Here is a 14,623-nt window from a genome sequence, read left to right as displayed (position 1 = left end):
TCCTTTCCTCTCCAACACCGCGCGCCTCTATTGTACTAAACAAAACATCCCCTTGCCAAAAAGCAAAGGGATGTTCACCATCCATTATTTTAAACCGGCGAGCCATTTCGCCATGGCATCGGCTTTATCCGCCGGCACAAGCCCTGGCGGCATGTTGCCGCGCCCGTGTTGGATGACGTCTTTAATTTGGTCCATCGACAGCCGTTGCCCGACCCCTTTCAACGATGGACCGACGCCGCCTTCATAGTTTTGGCCGTGACAGCCGGAGCACGTTTGTTGGTAAAATTGTTCTGGGTTGAATTCGGCCGTTTGTTCCGTTTTTTCGCCGCCTTTTTTCTCTTTGGCCATTTCCTTCGCATCGCCTAGCCCTTTAAACGACAAGACGAACGTCAGCACAATCCCGAATGCCATGATGATGAAAAACGGGATGAGTGGATTGCGGTTCATCTCTTTTACCTCCCTTATGTATAATGAAGAACGCTGCAAACAATTTTATTTTACTGTAAATAATGGACAAGGAAAAGCCCTAAGTTGCCGAAATGGCAACAACACGCCTCAGTGCCACCCGATGGCGGCGGCTACAAGCAACGCCCCGCTGACAGCGGCAAGCGAAAAGTAGCGAAGGTGAAGCAGACGGCCGACAACCAACCAGAGAGCACAGTTTCCGAGCACGACAGCTACTAGCGCACCCGTTTGCCTGGGAAAATACCGATCAACCTCAAAAATGGATGCCACAAGCAAAATCCAGGCGCTTCCGATGAGCGGGAAGTGAAGGAGTTCTCGCTTGTTCCGCCACCGCCAACAAAAGAACAAGCAGGCAGCCAAAAATAGGGCGAAAAGGAGCGTTTGCAAAACGAATGACAATTCAGTAAAATAAATGACAAGAGCAACGGCTGGAAGCAATAAACAGAGACCAGCGGCGAGCGAGCTGCGCCACCGTCGTCCGTGCGAACGGGCGCCTCCTTCCGTGTACAACGCGAGCAAATAGTCGCAATAATGTTCCGGCAGAAGGCGCGAACGTTTCCAATATTCAATTTCTTGGATGATCGTTTCCCGTCGTTGCCGATTCATAGATAGACCACCTTTCCCATAAAGAAAGAAAAAATAGTTTACTTCCGAAGAAGTAAACTATCGAACAAAACGGGTCACTCTAAAAAGTCTTTCAGCCGTTTGCTGCGGCTTGGATGGCGCAGCTTGCGCAACGCCTTGGCTTCAATTTGACGGATGCGTTCGCGCGTTACGCCGAACACTTTGCCGACTTCTTCGAGCGTCCGCGTCCGTCCGTCGTCAAGCCCGAAGCGGAGACGCAACACATTTTCCTCGCGATCCGTCAGCGTATCAAGCACATCTTCGAGCTGCTCTTTCAACAGCTCGTAAGCAGCGTGCTCGGATGGCGATGTCGCGTCTTGGTCTTCGATGAAATCGCCAAGATGCGAGTCATCTTCCTCGCCGATCGGCGTCTCGAGCGACACTGGTTCTTGGGCGATTTTCAAAATTTCCCGCACCTTTTCCGGCGTCAAATCCATTTCCTCGGCGATCTCTTCCGGCGTTGGTTCGCGCCCAAGGTCTTGGAGCAATTGCCGTTGGACGCGGATCAGTTTATTGATCGTTTCGACCATATGAACCGGGATGCGAATCGTCCGCGCCTGATCGGCAATCGCCCTTGTGATGGCTTGGCGGATCCACCACGTCGCATACGTGCTGAACTTGTAGCCTTTCCGATAGTCAAACTTTTCGACCGCCTTGATCAGCCCCATGTTCCCTTCTTGAATCAAATCAAGAAAGAGCATGCCGCGGCCGACATACCGTTTGGCGATGCTGACGACGAGGCGGAGGTTCGCTTCCGTCAGCCGGCGTTTCGCTTCTTCATCGCCTTGCTCGATCCGTTTCGCCAGCTCGATTTCTTCTTCCGCCGACAACAGCGGCACGCGGCCGATCTCCTTCAAGTACATGCGCACCGGGTCATTGATTTTGACGCCGGGAGGAACGGACAAGTCATTTAAGTCGAATTCTTCCTCTTTGGCCAAGTCGTCGATGTCCGGATCGGCCTCAAGGTCGGATTCGCTGATCACTTCAATGCCCTGCTCAGCGAGGTATTCATAATACTCATCCATCTGGTCAGAGTCCAAATCAAAGCCAGACAACCGCTCAGCGATTTCCTCGTAGGTGAGGATTCCCCGCTTTTTGCCGAGCTCAGCGAGTTGCTCTTTCACTTGTTCAAGCGATTCGCCGGCAGCTTCAGCCTGCTTTGATTGGGCTGGTTTTTCAGCCATTTCATTACCTCCTTTAAAAACTCATACCACCATGTTATGAAGAAGATAACATTTTTTTCATCTCAATCATCTCTTTCGCGATGCGGGCGGCCGTCAAAAAGTCCTTTCTTCGCTCCGCTTCCGTCTTTTCTTGCTCTTTTTCCTTTAGCATTAACCATTTCGGGTGATTCAACACATGCCGGATGCAATCGGCAAGCTCCCGCTCGGAAACGTCATCTGCGACCAACAAAAGCGACAGCTCGCTCGCCAGCGTCCGCAACTCGCCGGGAAGCCGAGACATGAGCGCGCTGGGGTCGGCTTCATGCCCCTCCTCGTAAAAGGCGTAAATGTAAGCAGCCAACGCCCGGTGCTCTTCGATATTAAATCGGCCGCCGACCTGCTCCTGAACAATGAACGCCACATCGCGGCTCCGCATCATATGGGCAAGCAGCAACCGCTCGGCATTTTGAAAGGCCGGAAGCAATTTTTTCGTCAATGCCGGCTGGAGCGGTTTTCTGCCGTCGTTCACCTGCAGCTTTGGCTGTTCCGGCTTGGAGCGGGACAGCTGTTCGTAAAGCGCCGAGAGCGACAACGAAAACTCATCTGCAAGCTGGCGCATATAATAATCTTTTTCCACCGGGCTCGACAGCTTGCTGATTTCACGGAGCGCTTCCTCGATATAACGGAGCCGGTCGCCTTCTTCCTGCAAATTTTTTCCCCGCCGCAAACGATCCATTTTAAACGCCATGAGCGGCCGGGCGGCGGCGATCTCTTCGGCAAAACGGTCGGCGCCGCAAGTGCGTATATATTCATCTGGATCCAGCCCGTCCGGGAGCAACGCTACCTTCACGCGGCACCCGAACGCGCTCAATTGTTCGGCGGCGCGCGAGGCGGCTTCCGTTCCGGCGCTGTCGCCGTCATAGCAAATCGTGACCGTTTCCGCATGGCGGCGCAAAATGCGTGCCTGCTCCTCGGTCAGCGACGTTCCCATCGTTGCCACCACATAGTCAACGCCGGCCTGCACGGCAGAGATGACATCGGCAAACCCTTCAACGAGCAGCGCCTCTTGACGCTTGCGAATTGACACGCGCGCCTCGTGAAAAAAATACAAAAGCGTGCCTTTGCGGAAAATCGGCGTTTCTGGGCTGTTCATGTACTTTGGTTGCCCATCGCCGAGCAGACGGCCGGAAAAACCAACCGTCTCGCCGCGATGATCATGGATCGGAAACATAATCCGATTCCGGAAGCGGTCGACGTATCGCCCATCTTCTTTTTTCACCAACAAGCCCGCCTTTTCCATCAACACCAGCGGAAACGAACGGCTCTCCAGCAGCTTGACGGCGGCATCAGGAACATCGGGCGCATAGCCGATTTCAAATCGGTCGATCGTTTCTTTTGTCCACCCACGCACCTGCAAATAATCGAGCGCGGCTTGTCCTTCTTTTGTATGGACAAGCAAATGATGGTAAAATCGTTTCAACAACGTATGTGCTTCGACCATCGCCTTCGCCTCGTCGGCTCGGCTGCCATCACTCCCGCGGCTGTCCAGCTCATAGGCGGACAAGTCGATCCCTGCTTTGGCCGCAAGACGTTTCGCCGCTTCCACAAACGGAATGCCTTCGATCTCCATTAAAAACGTAAACGCATTCCCCCCTGCCCCGCAGCCGAAGCAGTGGAAAATTTGCTTTTCTGGGGAAACGGAAAACGATGGCGTCTTTTCTCCATGAAATGGGCATAAGCCAAAATAGTTGCGGCCTTGCTTTTTCAACTGGACGTATTCGCCAATGATGTCAACGATGTCAACGCCGCGGCGGATGGCTTCAATCGTTTCCTCGGGAATGCGATGTCCCATACGAACAACCCCGTATCGTATTTATTCTCGGCAGCAAGCCGATTTTCCTTTCCATTTCGACAATTTTTTTCAAAACGTTCGTTTCGCCCCCTTGCCCGTAAAGTCAGCTGGCTTGACCATCCGCTTTCCGCCCCTCAGCCCACTGTCTGGACAACGATTCATCAAGGCGGTGCATCTCGAAGATGCGCTTCGGTATATTATATTTCAGCAAGAAAAAGAAAATTTCACTTTTTTCTTGACGATCGTATGCACCAGATGACCGTGCTCTCGAAGCAAGGGTTGCTTTACACCCCCTATTATTCTACACCATCGCAAAAAAATCCTGCTTTTTTGCCGAATGATTGACAACTTTGTCGAAAATCTTTTTTTCGTTCTTCTTGACAAGCGGCTATAAATAGTTTACTCGTCGCATGACCGCTCTAAACCTATATAGGTCATTTTTCTCGCAATTTTTTATTATAATATAAGTGGCGGCAATATGCCATAAGAAAACGCACGATTCCAAGCGAGAAATCGTGCGGATGAGGCGAAGCTAGCGCTTCAACTTTTTCATAATGATGCTCGCCGTCTCCTCGACCGCCTTGTTCGTCACATCGATGACGTCGCAACCGATTTTTTTCACCACTTCGTCGAAATAGGCGAGCTCCTCTTTGATTCGATCCATATTGGCGTAAATCGCCTGGTCGTTCAGGCCCAGCGATTTTAGCCGCTCGCGGCGGATCGAAAGCAGTTGATCCGGACTGATTTTCAAGCCGAAGCATTTTCCTGGACCCACTCGAAACAGCTGCTCCGGCGGCTCGACCTCTGGAACGATCGGCACATTCGCCACCTTCAGCCGCTTATGCGCCAAATATTGCGACAGCGGTGTTTTCGATGTACGCGATACGCCGATGAGCACGATATCGGCGCGCAAAATGCCGCGCGGGTCGCGCCCGTCATCGTACTTGACGGCAAATTCAATCGCTTCAATCTTTTTGAAGTAATCTTCGTCAAGTACGCGCACTTGACCCGGCTCATATCTTGGCGTCAGCTGGAACAAATGGCTCATCTTTTCAATGAGCGGACCGATGATATCGTAGGCGACGACCCCTTCGCGTGCCGCTTCGGCGAGCAAAAATTCCCGCATCTCCGGAACGACGAGCGTAAACGCGATAATGGCGCGGTTCATTTTCGCTAAGGCGACGACTTCAGCCAACGTCGTTTTATCTTCCACATATGGAACGCGTTTCACTTGAATCGGCGAGGCGTGAAACTGGCTGGCCGCCGCTTTGACGACAAGCTCGGCCGTTTCCCCGCCGGAGTCGGATACGACGTAAACAAGACGCTGGTTCATTCTTCTCCTCCTTTGTTTGGATTAGTCCTCTTTGGCTAGCGACACGAAGGCTTTCGTTATATTCGTTTTCGTAATACGGCCAATCACTTCATATCCTTTCTCCGTTTTGCGCACGACCGGCATGGCATCGATCTGTTTTTCAATCAGCTGTTCAGCTACGTCAATGAGCGGGTCGTCCTTGTAGCAAACGGCGATGTTCGGCATCCGCGTCATAATAATATTGACCGGAATCGCCGTCAGTTCCTGCTTGCCAAGGCTTGCGCGCAACAAATCTTTGCGCGACAGCACACCGGCAAGCAACGACTCGTCATCGACAACAAACAGCGTGCCGACGTCCTCTAGAAACATCGTGACGATCGCATCATAGACGCTCACATTTTCATTGACGACGACCGGAATCGATTGGTAATCCTCGACTTTCATCTTTTTCATTTTATCGGCGAACAACTGCTTGCCGGTTTTTCCCGTATAGAAATAGCCGACGCGCGGCCGCGCTTCCAAGTAGCCGGCCATGGTCAAGATGGCCAAGTCCGGCCGCAGCGTCGCCCTCGTCAAGTTCAGTTTCTCAGCGATGCTTTCCCCAGTGATCGGTCCGTAGTCTTTCACAATTTGCAAAATCTGCTCTTGGCGCTTATTTAGTTCGATCGTCGTTCACCACCTTGCCAAAAAAGGTCCCACACGCTATCACTTTTATATTATACTACACGCCCCATTCACAATGAAAATGATGCTCCTTGCCCTCCGTCAGGGCTGAGCTTGTCTTTCAGTTCACCGATTTGTTGCAAAAAACGCTTCGTCTTCAGCGACAGGCCGGCATATTCATCATAATAGGCGGACAATACGGCGCCCAGCTCCATCTTTGTCCTTTCTTTCACCGATATGGATCCAAGCCGAGCAAGATCGATATGAAAAAAGAGACGCAACAGCCGGGCGGAAGCCGGAGAGAGCGGGAACCGATGGGGATCGGACGTCTCGCAGCGATGGCAAAGGAAGCCCGCCTCCTTGACGGAAAACGCGAAGCGCCCCTCCGTCGCCCCGCAACGGGCACAACGGTCAAGCACAGGGGGGATGCCAAGAACCGCAAGCATTTTCATTTCGTAAATGAACGTCAAAATCTCTAAATCGCGGCCTTCGCTCATATATTGTAGTGTCTGCAAAAGAAGCTCAAACAAGTATGGATTGCGCTTTTGCTCTTCCATGCTTTTGTCGGTGAGCTCCACAATATACGCCGCATAGGCGGCGGCAAACAAATCTTCGCGCAGCGCCCGCATCGAGTCAATGAGCTCTCCCTGGTGAAGAACACCGACACCGCGGCTGCGGCGGATGACATAATGGCCGTATGAGAGCGGCTGCGTAACAGCAGAAAGGCGGCTGCTTGGCTTTTTCGCTCCCCTTGCCATCGCAGCCACCTTTCCCCATTCTCGGGTAAACAATGTGACAATTTTATTTGTTTCACCATAATCGACCGTTCGCATGACGATCGCTTCACACGTTTCGAACATCCCATCACCACCGCTTCTACCAACAACGATGCTACGAGATCGGTTGGTCGATTTCCTTCTGTTCAGCGTTTTGCTCTTCACCGCCAAACTGTTGCTCTCGTTCCAACTCTTTAAATAGGAGGTACGTGTCGATATTGCCTGTTTGGCTAAACAACTTCCACGTAAACTCAAGCATGGAATGACACCTCTTTCCGCCTGCAGGCATTGCGTATTGGTGGTTTACCTATAGGTTGGCTCAGGCAAAAACGGTTTATGTCGCGTAAAATTTTCTAACCGTCAATACTCGTCTTCACGGAATCCAAAATCACGCAGCTGCGCCAGACGGTTGCGCCAGTCTTTTTGCACTTTCACCCACAGTTCCAAAAACACTCTTGACCCAAGCAGCGCTTCGATGTCAGCGCGCGCCCGCTGTCCGATTTCCTTCAACATCCGGCCTTGCTTGCCGATGATGATTCCTTTTTGCGAATCGCGCTCCACAACGATCACCGCACTAATGTACACCGTTCCCGATCCTTCTCGCCGCTCGATGCGTTCGACGACGACAGCAATCGAGTGCGGAACTTCCTCGCGCGTTAAGTGAAGCGCTTTCTCGCGAATGAGCTCGGCGATGATAAACTGCTCCGGATGGTCAGTGATCTGGTCCGGCGGATAATATTGCGGCCCTTCCGGCAACCGTTCTTTAATTTGCTCCAGCAGGCGGTCGACATTGTTCCCTTCCAGCGCCGAAATCGGCACGATTTCAGCAAACGGGTACAAATCTTTGTATCGGTCAATGAGCGGCAACAATTCATCCGGATGGACGCGGTCGATCTTATTGATGACTAAAAACACCGGGGTATCCACTTCTTTCAGACGTTCGATGATGAACGCCTCACCGCGCCCAAACCCTTCCTCGGCATTGACCATAAACAAAATCAAATCGACTTCGCGAAGCGCATTGAGCGCCACTTTCATCATAAAGTCGCCGAGCTTATGCTTCGGTTTATGCACCCCCGGGGTGTCAATAAAGATGATTTGCGCGTCATCGTCCGTGTACACGCCTTGAATCTTATTGCGCGTCGTTTGCGGTTTATCGCTCATAATCGCGATTTTTTGCCCGATGACACGGTTTAAAAACGTCGACTTTCCTACGTTTGGTCTTCCGATAATGGCAACGAATCCTGATTTGTATCCTTCTTTACGCATGCAAATCCTCCGCTGAAAAAGCTTCTGGCAACAATTCACTGACTGTCATGACTTTCACATCGCCTCTGAGGCTGGCTAAAATGACTTTCATATCGCCGGGGCAAAGTTCGGCGATCACTTGGCGGCATGCGCCGCAGGGCGGCACTGGACGGGGGGTGTCGGCAATGACCGCCAAAGCGGCAAATTCCCTTTCCCCTTCCGAATATGCCTTAAACAACGCGGTCCGCTCCGCACAATTGCACACGCTGTAGGCGGCGTTTTCAATGTTGCAGCCGCGGTACACGCTGCCGCCTTTCGTCAACAGCGCGGCGCCGACTGGAAACTTCGAGTACGGCACATAGGCGAGTTCGCGCGCTTTTTTCGCTTCGGCAATGAGTTGTTCAATCTCCACGAGTGACTCTTCCTTTCCTGCAAGCAAACGCTGCTTTCTTTTATTTTACAAAAAAACGCCATTCATTTCATCATTTGAAATCAAAATGTAACAGAAAAATTAGAATTTTCTCTCTTTCGTTTAGCGAAGATGCGGCCAAAACAACAAAATGCCGATCACAACCGCCAATCCGGCCGCCGCGAGCACCGCCGCGGCCGCGATGTCTTTCGCCGCCTTCGCCAATGGATGAAACTCACCCGTTGCCAAATCGACGGCGCGCTCAATAGCCGTGTTGACGAGCTCAAGCGCAATAACCGTGCCGACCACCATGAACAGCACGATCCACTCCCAGCGCGACAGCCCAACGACCCACCCGGCGGCAAAGGCGACAACAGCGGACGCCAAATGAAAGCGCAAATGAACTTCCTCTTTCACCGCCGCCTTCATTCCCGCCCACGCCCAAGCAAACCGGTCTCGTTCTCGTTTGCCGCGCATTATCTTGTCAACCCGAACCTCGCTAAGATGTCTTCCTGCTTGGCGAACATGACGCGCTCTTGCTCTTCTGTCTCATGATCGTAACCAAGCAGATGCAAAAAACCGTGCACAGCCAAAAACCCGAGCTCGCGCATAAACGAATGGCCATAGGCTGCCGCCTGCTCTTTCGCCTTCGGAATCGAAATGACGATATCGCCGAGCACCAGCGGCATATCAGCGCCGACGATGTGAACCTCTTCTTCTCCTTCCTCCTCAAGAGCAAACGAAAGCACATCGGTCGGCGCATCTTTGCCACGATAGTCGCGATTCATCGCGCGGATGCGTTCGTTGTCCACAAATGTGACGCTCACCTCCGCCCCGTCCGGCACGTTTTCAAGGGCCGCCGCCTCGCTGAGCAGCCGCTCGATCATCTCGATTTGCTCAGCGGTCACCTCGTTTGTTTCATCTAGAACATCAATGTGAATGGTCATGCATGCTTCACCTTTTCCTTTCGTACTTCTGGGTATTCGATGCGCGAATGGAAGACGCCGTTTAAAGTCTCGCAAAGCGAACGGGCGACGAGTTCCAACTCCTTCAGCGTAATGTCGCATTCGTTCAGCTGGTTGTCCTGCAAACGATCAGCGATGACCGATCGGACGATCTTCTCGATTTTTTCCTGCGACGGGTTGGATAGCGAGCGAACAGCCGCTTCGACGCTGTCGGCGATGTTGATGACCGCCGCTTCTTTCGTCTGCGGCTTCGGCCCAGGATAACGAAACTCCGCTTCCGAGACAAACTCGGTTTGCTCGCGCGCCTTATGATAAAAATACTTGAGCAACGTCGTGCCGTGGTGCTGTTCGGCGATGTCAATAATCTCCTTCGGCAGCCGGTGCTTGCGGAGCAAAGCGACGCCATCGGCGACATGGGCGATAATAATATTTTTGCTCAACTGCGGCGACAAATGGTCATGTGGATTGCCGCCTATTTGGTTTTCGATGAAATAGCGCGGCCGCTTCGTCTTGCCGATGTCATGGTAGTAGCAGGCGACGCGCGCCAGCAAGCCGTCGGCGCCGATCGCCTCGCACGCCGCTTCGGCCAAATTGGCGACCATAATGCTATGATGGTACGTCCCCGGCGCTTCAGTGAGCAACTTGCGCAAGAGCGGATGGTTCGGATTGGACAGTTCAATGAGCCGAAGCGGCGACAAAATGCCGAACGCTGCCTCCAACACCGGCAAGAGACCGATCGTCAAAATGGCAGAAAAAACCCCTGAGGCCGCCGCCATCAGCACCAACAAACCGATTTCCGCCGGCGAATAGCGGCCGCTTTTTAACAGCAACAACGAAAAAAGCGAAACGATATTGACCGCGGCGACCAACACGCCGGCTCGCCAAATGTTCGCTTTCGCCAGCTCCTTCGGCAGACAAAACGCACCGGCCAAGCCGCCGGCAAGAAAGTAAACAATCAACGACACCGACACCGCGCCGGCTGTTCCCATTTCCTCATTGAACAACAAACTGCCGCATACTGCTCCGATGATGGCCGTCATCATCGCGAGCCGCTCTCCGAGCAAAATGCGGACGAGCATCGGCCCAAACGCCGCCGGCACAAGACAACCGATGGAAACAGCGCCGCTGGATGGCACAAGGCGAATGAGCGCCATTGTCGTCATCATCAACGTAAAAATGGCTGTATAAAGCGACAGTTTTTCATTCGTTGTTTCCGTCCGAAAATAGTACATGAGCGGAGCAAGCAGCAACAAAACGAACACCCCAAGCCCAGCGGCGGTCCAAGACGGACGCCCGCTCCCAAGCAAGCCGACCAGCTCGAGCCGGCGGTAAACATCATTCGTAATAAACTGTCCTTCCTCGACGATCACTTGCCCTTGCAAAATTTTCACCGGCTTCACTTCATCCATCGCCTGCCGCCGTTTTTCTTCCGTCGCCGCCCGATCGTAGACGACGTTCGGAATAACCGCCTGTCGGCAAAGCTTGGCGACCGCCTCGCGAAGCAGCGGCGACAGCGCAGCGTATTCAAGCTCTTTGGCCGCTTCCGCCCGCGCCGTGTCAAGTTCGGCTTGGGAAATGCGCTCGCTCATGACGGAATGCACCGCCGTTAAGGCGGCTTCCTTCGCCGTTTTGAGTTCCTCCGGCGAGGCGGCAAGCAACCGTTGCCATTCAGCGGCAGACAAATAGGCAAGCCATTCCGGCGGCAGCCGTTCCTCAAGTTTGGTCATCATATCGGCGAGCGGGCGATCCGGCTCCGCCTCGTGCTGCACGCTTTCAATCGCGGCAAACAGCGAGGAAAGAAGGGCGACCCGGTTTTCGGCATATTCTTTTTTTAACGTATAGACATCCGCTACTTTCGCCGCCGCCTCTTCTTTCAACTTGGCGGTCGCCTCTTTGTCCTCGACCGTCACCGGCGAACGAATCGTTTCCTTAGCGATATCAAACAGGCGCAGCTCATACTGGCGCGGCTTCACTTGCCAATATAAAACGGCAAACAACAGAACGGCCAAAAACAAAAACAGCCAAAAGCGGACAAAGCGGACTGTTTTTGTCCGCTCAAGAAAAAAACGAAACCTTCCCACCGGTTTTCCCCTCGCTTTGCAAGAAAAGGCCGATCCCGTCGCTCTCGTTCTATCTATAAGCCCGCCTCATCATAGGCGTCAATAATTTTCGCGACGAGCGGATGGCGAACAACATCCGTCTGTTCCAAAAACACAAAAGCAATGCCGCCAATGGAAGACAAAATGCGCTTGGCGACCGAAAGCCCCGATTCGACGCCCTTCGGCAAGTCGACTTGGGAAATATCGCCGGTAATGACCATTTTCGAGCCGAAGCCGAGCCGGGTCAAAAACATTTTCATTTGCGCTGGCGTCGTATTTTGCGCCTCGTCAAGGATGACGAACGCATCGTCCAGCGTCCGGCCGCGCATGTAGGCGAGCGGAGCGATCTCAATCGTGCCGCGCTCAATCAACCTCTGCGTATACTCCGCTCCCAACACATCGTTTAAGGCATCATACAGCGGGCGCAAATACGGGTCAACCTTCTCTTTTAAGTCGCCTGGCAAAAAGCCGAGGCTTTCTCCGGCCTCGACAGCCGGACGAGTCAAAATGATGCGCTTGACGCTGCCGCTTTTTAACGCCTTGACTGCCATGACGACCGCCAAGTATGTTTTTCCGGTGCCGGCTGGACCGATGCCGAATGTCAAGTCGTACTGTTCAATTGCCGCAACATAATAGCGCTGGCCCAACGTTTTGACGCGGATCGGCTTCCCTTTGGCATTTTTTGTAATTTCTTCGTCATACAGCTGAACAAGACCGTCAAGCGCTCCTTTTTTCGCAAGCTGAATGGCGTAAAGAACGTCGCGCTCGCTGACCGCCGCCCCTTTGCGAATGACGATCAATAAATGGCGAAGCAATTCATCAACGAGCTGAACTTGCTGCGGCGTGCCAGAGACGTTGACTGTTTCCCCGCGCGTCACAATCGACACGCCGAGCTCTTTCTCGATCCGCTTTAAATGGATGTCATGGACGCCAAAGAGCGCCGCCGCTTCCTGCGGGTTTCGCACATGTTGGCTGATCGTAACAAACTGCTCTGACATTCTCAATCTCCTTGGACGATGGGTTGTGGTACAGCAATATTTTCGATGACTTCGTAATGCAATTCTACCCTTACTTTACCATTCTCTTTCGCCTGATGCAAAACTTTTTCGCCGCGAATGGCGGCCTCCTCCGGCAATTTCGCCCGCAGTTCGCGGCGGGCGATCTCTTTTGCTTCCGCGAACGCTTCTTCCCACGTGTAGCGCCGCTTCACTTCTTCCGCCTCGCGGATCGTGATTCGTTCGTAATAGAGCGGCAAGTCCCATTTCCAAAAACGAAATGGCCGTTTTTCTGTCTCAACGATGGTATGGGCAAACACCGGCTTCTTCCATCCCCAAACAGGAATCAAAAAGCGCCCGATTCCGATATAATGCCGTTCAGTGAACTTGCCGGTCAACACATGAAACGTCGTCTCGAGCGGCAGGACGACCGTAGACTTGTACCATGTTTCGCCAAACACTTTCCCTGACGCCGGCACAAACTTCGTCCTCCCTTCCGCGCCGATGATGCCAGAAACAAGCAGTTGGCCTTTTTGCACATAGTCGTTGACGGAAACGAGCGGTTGTCCTTCTTCAACGAACAAATCAGCGATGACCGCCTCTTTTTTGGCCACGAGATGACGTGGCGGAATCGGTTTTTTCGGCTCCGGAATCTCTTTTTCAACGACGCGGAAGCGAAGCGATGTCCCTTCCCACTCAACGCCGACCCACGTGATGTCCGGAACGCGTTCCGTCAGCTTTTTTTGCATTGTCTCCGGGGCATCAAGCAGAAACTGAAATGCGCCGCGCTCGACCCCCATTCGCTTCAACTCGCGGGCGATTTGATGCTCCGTCTCCGGAGCCGCCCCGTCGATTTCGATCTTCCAAACGATGTTCGAAAGCAAAAACACAATCGCTATAAAAAGAAGCAAGCCGAGCCAAAACCCGCTGTTCCGCCAGGCCCGCCGCCAAAAAAACGGCAGCCCGGTTCTCCCGACAAACGAAAGTTTGCATTCGCTTTGCCGGGCGACATGGCGCAGCCGTTTCACGTCGCTGAGCTTAATGAAAAACGTCGCGGTATCCGCGCTATGCTTTTTCACGTTCCAGACGGCAATCCCTTGGCGGACGCAGGCGTTGATCAACCGTTCGATCCCTTTCCCTCTCGCTTTGACCCGCACGCTGCCGGCGAGCGTGTCGACCCATTCGTTTTTCATCCCCGTTCCTCCTCGCTATTCATCTATATAAACGACTTGGTTGATTTTCCCTTCCAACAAAATTTCTTCCGGTAAAATCGTTTTAATGACAAACTGTTCGCCGCGGACAACGAGCTGTCCGTTCCGCAGCAAAAGGCGGAGCTCTTTATCGCTGAACGCAAGCAGCCCGCGGTGGTTTTCAATGTAAATATGTATGTGTCCAACCATCGTAATGCGGGGCAGATCCATCATAATGTCGGCGGGAAGTTCAAGCTTTTCCGCCATCCACCGCTTCATCTGCTGGCGCCATTTTTTCACCATCAAAAAGAACCCCCTTTCATCTCATATGTATGAGACAAAAGGGGGTTCTAGCACCGCTTTTCAAAAACAACGGGCCCGCCTGCCGGCAAGGCCCATTGCATTTATGACAGCTGTTGTTGGACAAGTCGGTTGACGAGCGAACCATCCGCCCTTCCTTTCACTTTCGGCATGATTGCGCCCATCACTTTTCCCATATCCGCTTTCGAAGAGGCGCCGACTTCCTTGATCGTCTGCTCGATCAATTCGCGCAGCTCGTCCTCCGTCAGCGGCTTTGGCATATACGATTGAACGATTTCAATTTCGGTTTTCACTTTCTCGACAAGATCTGAACGGCCAGCGTTTTCAAATTCGTGGAGGGAGTCTTTACGCTGTTTCAGTTCGCGAGAAAGAACCGTCAGCTCTTCGTCTTCCGAGAGCGGGCTTTTGCCGAGCTTGATCGCTTCGTTTTGCAGCGCCGCTTTCAGCATCCGGAGAACAGACAGTTTTTCTTTCTCCTTGTTTTTCATCGCTTGCTTCATATCGTCATTCAAACGATCGAGAAGACTCACCGATTATACAC

At 52.8% G+C, this 14,623-nt stretch carries 17 protein-coding genes; all 17 read right to left on the bottom strand.

The window, feature by feature from the left end; translation table 11 throughout:
* Positions 1 to 84: 84 nt before the first annotated feature.
* Entirely contained in the window at positions 85 to 447 is a 363-nt protein-coding gene (gene cccA, locus N685_RS0110705; protein WP_011231960.1) for a cytochrome c550, read from the bottom strand.
* A 108-nt stretch (positions 448 to 555) separates the two neighbouring features.
* Positions 556 to 1,071, bottom strand: coding sequence for a hypothetical protein (locus tag N685_RS0110700; protein ID WP_031408204.1), 516 nt, complete (start codon positions 1,069 to 1,071; stop codon positions 556 to 558).
* Positions 1,072 to 1,145: 74 nt separating this feature from the next.
* Positions 1,146 to 2,273 carry an RNA polymerase sigma factor RpoD gene (gene rpoD / locus N685_RS0110695; protein WP_011231962.1) on the bottom strand — a complete coding sequence of 376 codons (1,128 nt, stop codon included), beginning with the start codon at positions 2,271 to 2,273 and terminating at the stop codon, positions 1,146 to 1,148.
* Positions 2,274 to 2,307: 34 nt separating this feature from the next.
* A complete protein-coding gene (gene dnaG, locus N685_RS0110690; RefSeq protein ID WP_031408202.1) occupies positions 2,308 to 4,104 on the bottom strand; it encodes a DNA primase in 1,797 nt (598 codons plus the stop codon).
* Positions 4,105 to 4,636: 532 nt separating this feature from the next.
* The gene (locus tag N685_RS0110685) at positions 4,637 to 5,437 is read right to left on the bottom strand and encodes a pyruvate, water dikinase regulatory protein (protein ID WP_031408200.1); all 801 of its coding nucleotides are present in this window, start codon (positions 5,435 to 5,437) and stop codon (positions 4,637 to 4,639) included.
* Positions 5,438 to 5,458: 21 nt separating this feature from the next.
* The gene (locus N685_RS0110680) at positions 5,459 to 6,082 is read right to left on the bottom strand and encodes a helix-turn-helix transcriptional regulator (RefSeq protein WP_272945229.1); all 624 of its coding nucleotides are present in this window, start codon (positions 6,080 to 6,082) and stop codon (positions 5,459 to 5,461) included.
* A 68-nt stretch (positions 6,083 to 6,150) separates the two neighbouring features.
* Positions 6,151 to 6,939 carry a DNA repair protein RecO gene (recO, locus tag N685_RS0110675; RefSeq protein WP_031408198.1) on the bottom strand — a complete coding sequence of 263 codons (789 nt, stop codon included), beginning with the start codon at positions 6,937 to 6,939 and terminating at the stop codon, positions 6,151 to 6,153.
* A gap of 31 nt (positions 6,940 to 6,970) precedes the next feature.
* On the bottom strand, positions 6,971 to 7,114 hold the full coding sequence (locus N685_RS19050; RefSeq protein WP_011231967.1) for a YqzL family protein: 144 nt from the start codon (positions 7,112 to 7,114) through the stop codon (positions 6,971 to 6,973).
* 101 nt (positions 7,115 to 7,215) lie between these two features.
* Positions 7,216 to 8,124, bottom strand: a complete 909-nt coding sequence (gene era / locus N685_RS0110665) for a GTPase Era (protein WP_031408196.1) — start codon at positions 8,122 to 8,124, stop codon at positions 7,216 to 7,218.
* Positions 8,117 to 8,515: a cytidine deaminase gene (locus N685_RS0110660; protein WP_031408194.1), complete on the bottom strand. Its 399-nt coding sequence runs from the start codon at positions 8,513 to 8,515 to the stop codon at positions 8,117 to 8,119. The genes era and N685_RS0110660 overlap by 8 nt, the downstream gene beginning before the upstream one ends.
* A 120-nt stretch (positions 8,516 to 8,635) precedes the next feature.
* Positions 8,636 to 8,989, bottom strand: coding sequence for a diacylglycerol kinase family protein (locus N685_RS0110655; RefSeq protein ID WP_031408192.1), 354 nt, complete (start codon positions 8,987 to 8,989; stop codon positions 8,636 to 8,638).
* Positions 8,989 to 9,459 carry an rRNA maturation RNase YbeY gene (gene ybeY / locus N685_RS0110650; protein WP_031408190.1) on the bottom strand — a complete coding sequence of 157 codons (471 nt, stop codon included), beginning with the start codon at positions 9,457 to 9,459 and terminating at the stop codon, positions 8,989 to 8,991. Before ybeY ends, N685_RS0110655 begins: the two co-directional genes overlap by 1 nt.
* Positions 9,456 to 11,558: an HD family phosphohydrolase gene (locus N685_RS0110645; RefSeq protein WP_031408188.1), complete on the bottom strand. Its 2,103-nt coding sequence runs from the start codon at positions 11,556 to 11,558 to the stop codon at positions 9,456 to 9,458. Before N685_RS0110645 ends, ybeY begins: the two co-directional genes overlap by 4 nt.
* 53 nt (positions 11,559 to 11,611) lie before the next feature.
* The gene (locus N685_RS0110640) at positions 11,612 to 12,574 is read right to left on the bottom strand and encodes a PhoH family protein (protein WP_031408186.1); all 963 of its coding nucleotides are present in this window, start codon (positions 12,572 to 12,574) and stop codon (positions 11,612 to 11,614) included.
* Between the two features lie 2 nt (positions 12,575 to 12,576).
* Positions 12,577 to 13,764, bottom strand: coding sequence for a sporulation protein YqfD (gene yqfD / locus N685_RS0110635; RefSeq protein ID WP_031408184.1), 1,188 nt, complete (start codon positions 13,762 to 13,764; stop codon positions 12,577 to 12,579).
* A 15-nt stretch (positions 13,765 to 13,779) separates the two neighbouring features.
* The gene (gene yqfC, locus N685_RS0110630; protein WP_031408182.1) at positions 13,780 to 14,064 is read right to left on the bottom strand and encodes a sporulation protein YqfC; all 285 of its coding nucleotides are present in this window, start codon (positions 14,062 to 14,064) and stop codon (positions 13,780 to 13,782) included.
* A 101-nt stretch (positions 14,065 to 14,165) separates the two neighbouring features.
* Positions 14,166 to 14,612: a GatB/YqeY domain-containing protein gene (locus N685_RS0110625; RefSeq protein ID WP_031408180.1), complete on the bottom strand. Its 447-nt coding sequence runs from the start codon at positions 14,610 to 14,612 to the stop codon at positions 14,166 to 14,168.
* Between the last annotated feature and the right edge of the window lie 11 nt (positions 14,613 to 14,623).

Source organism: Geobacillus vulcani PSS1, from assembly GCF_000733845.1.
Classification (GTDB): Bacteria; Bacillota; Bacilli; order Bacillales; family Anoxybacillaceae; genus Geobacillus; species Geobacillus vulcani.
This window is presented reverse-complemented; position numbering and strand designations above follow the sequence as displayed.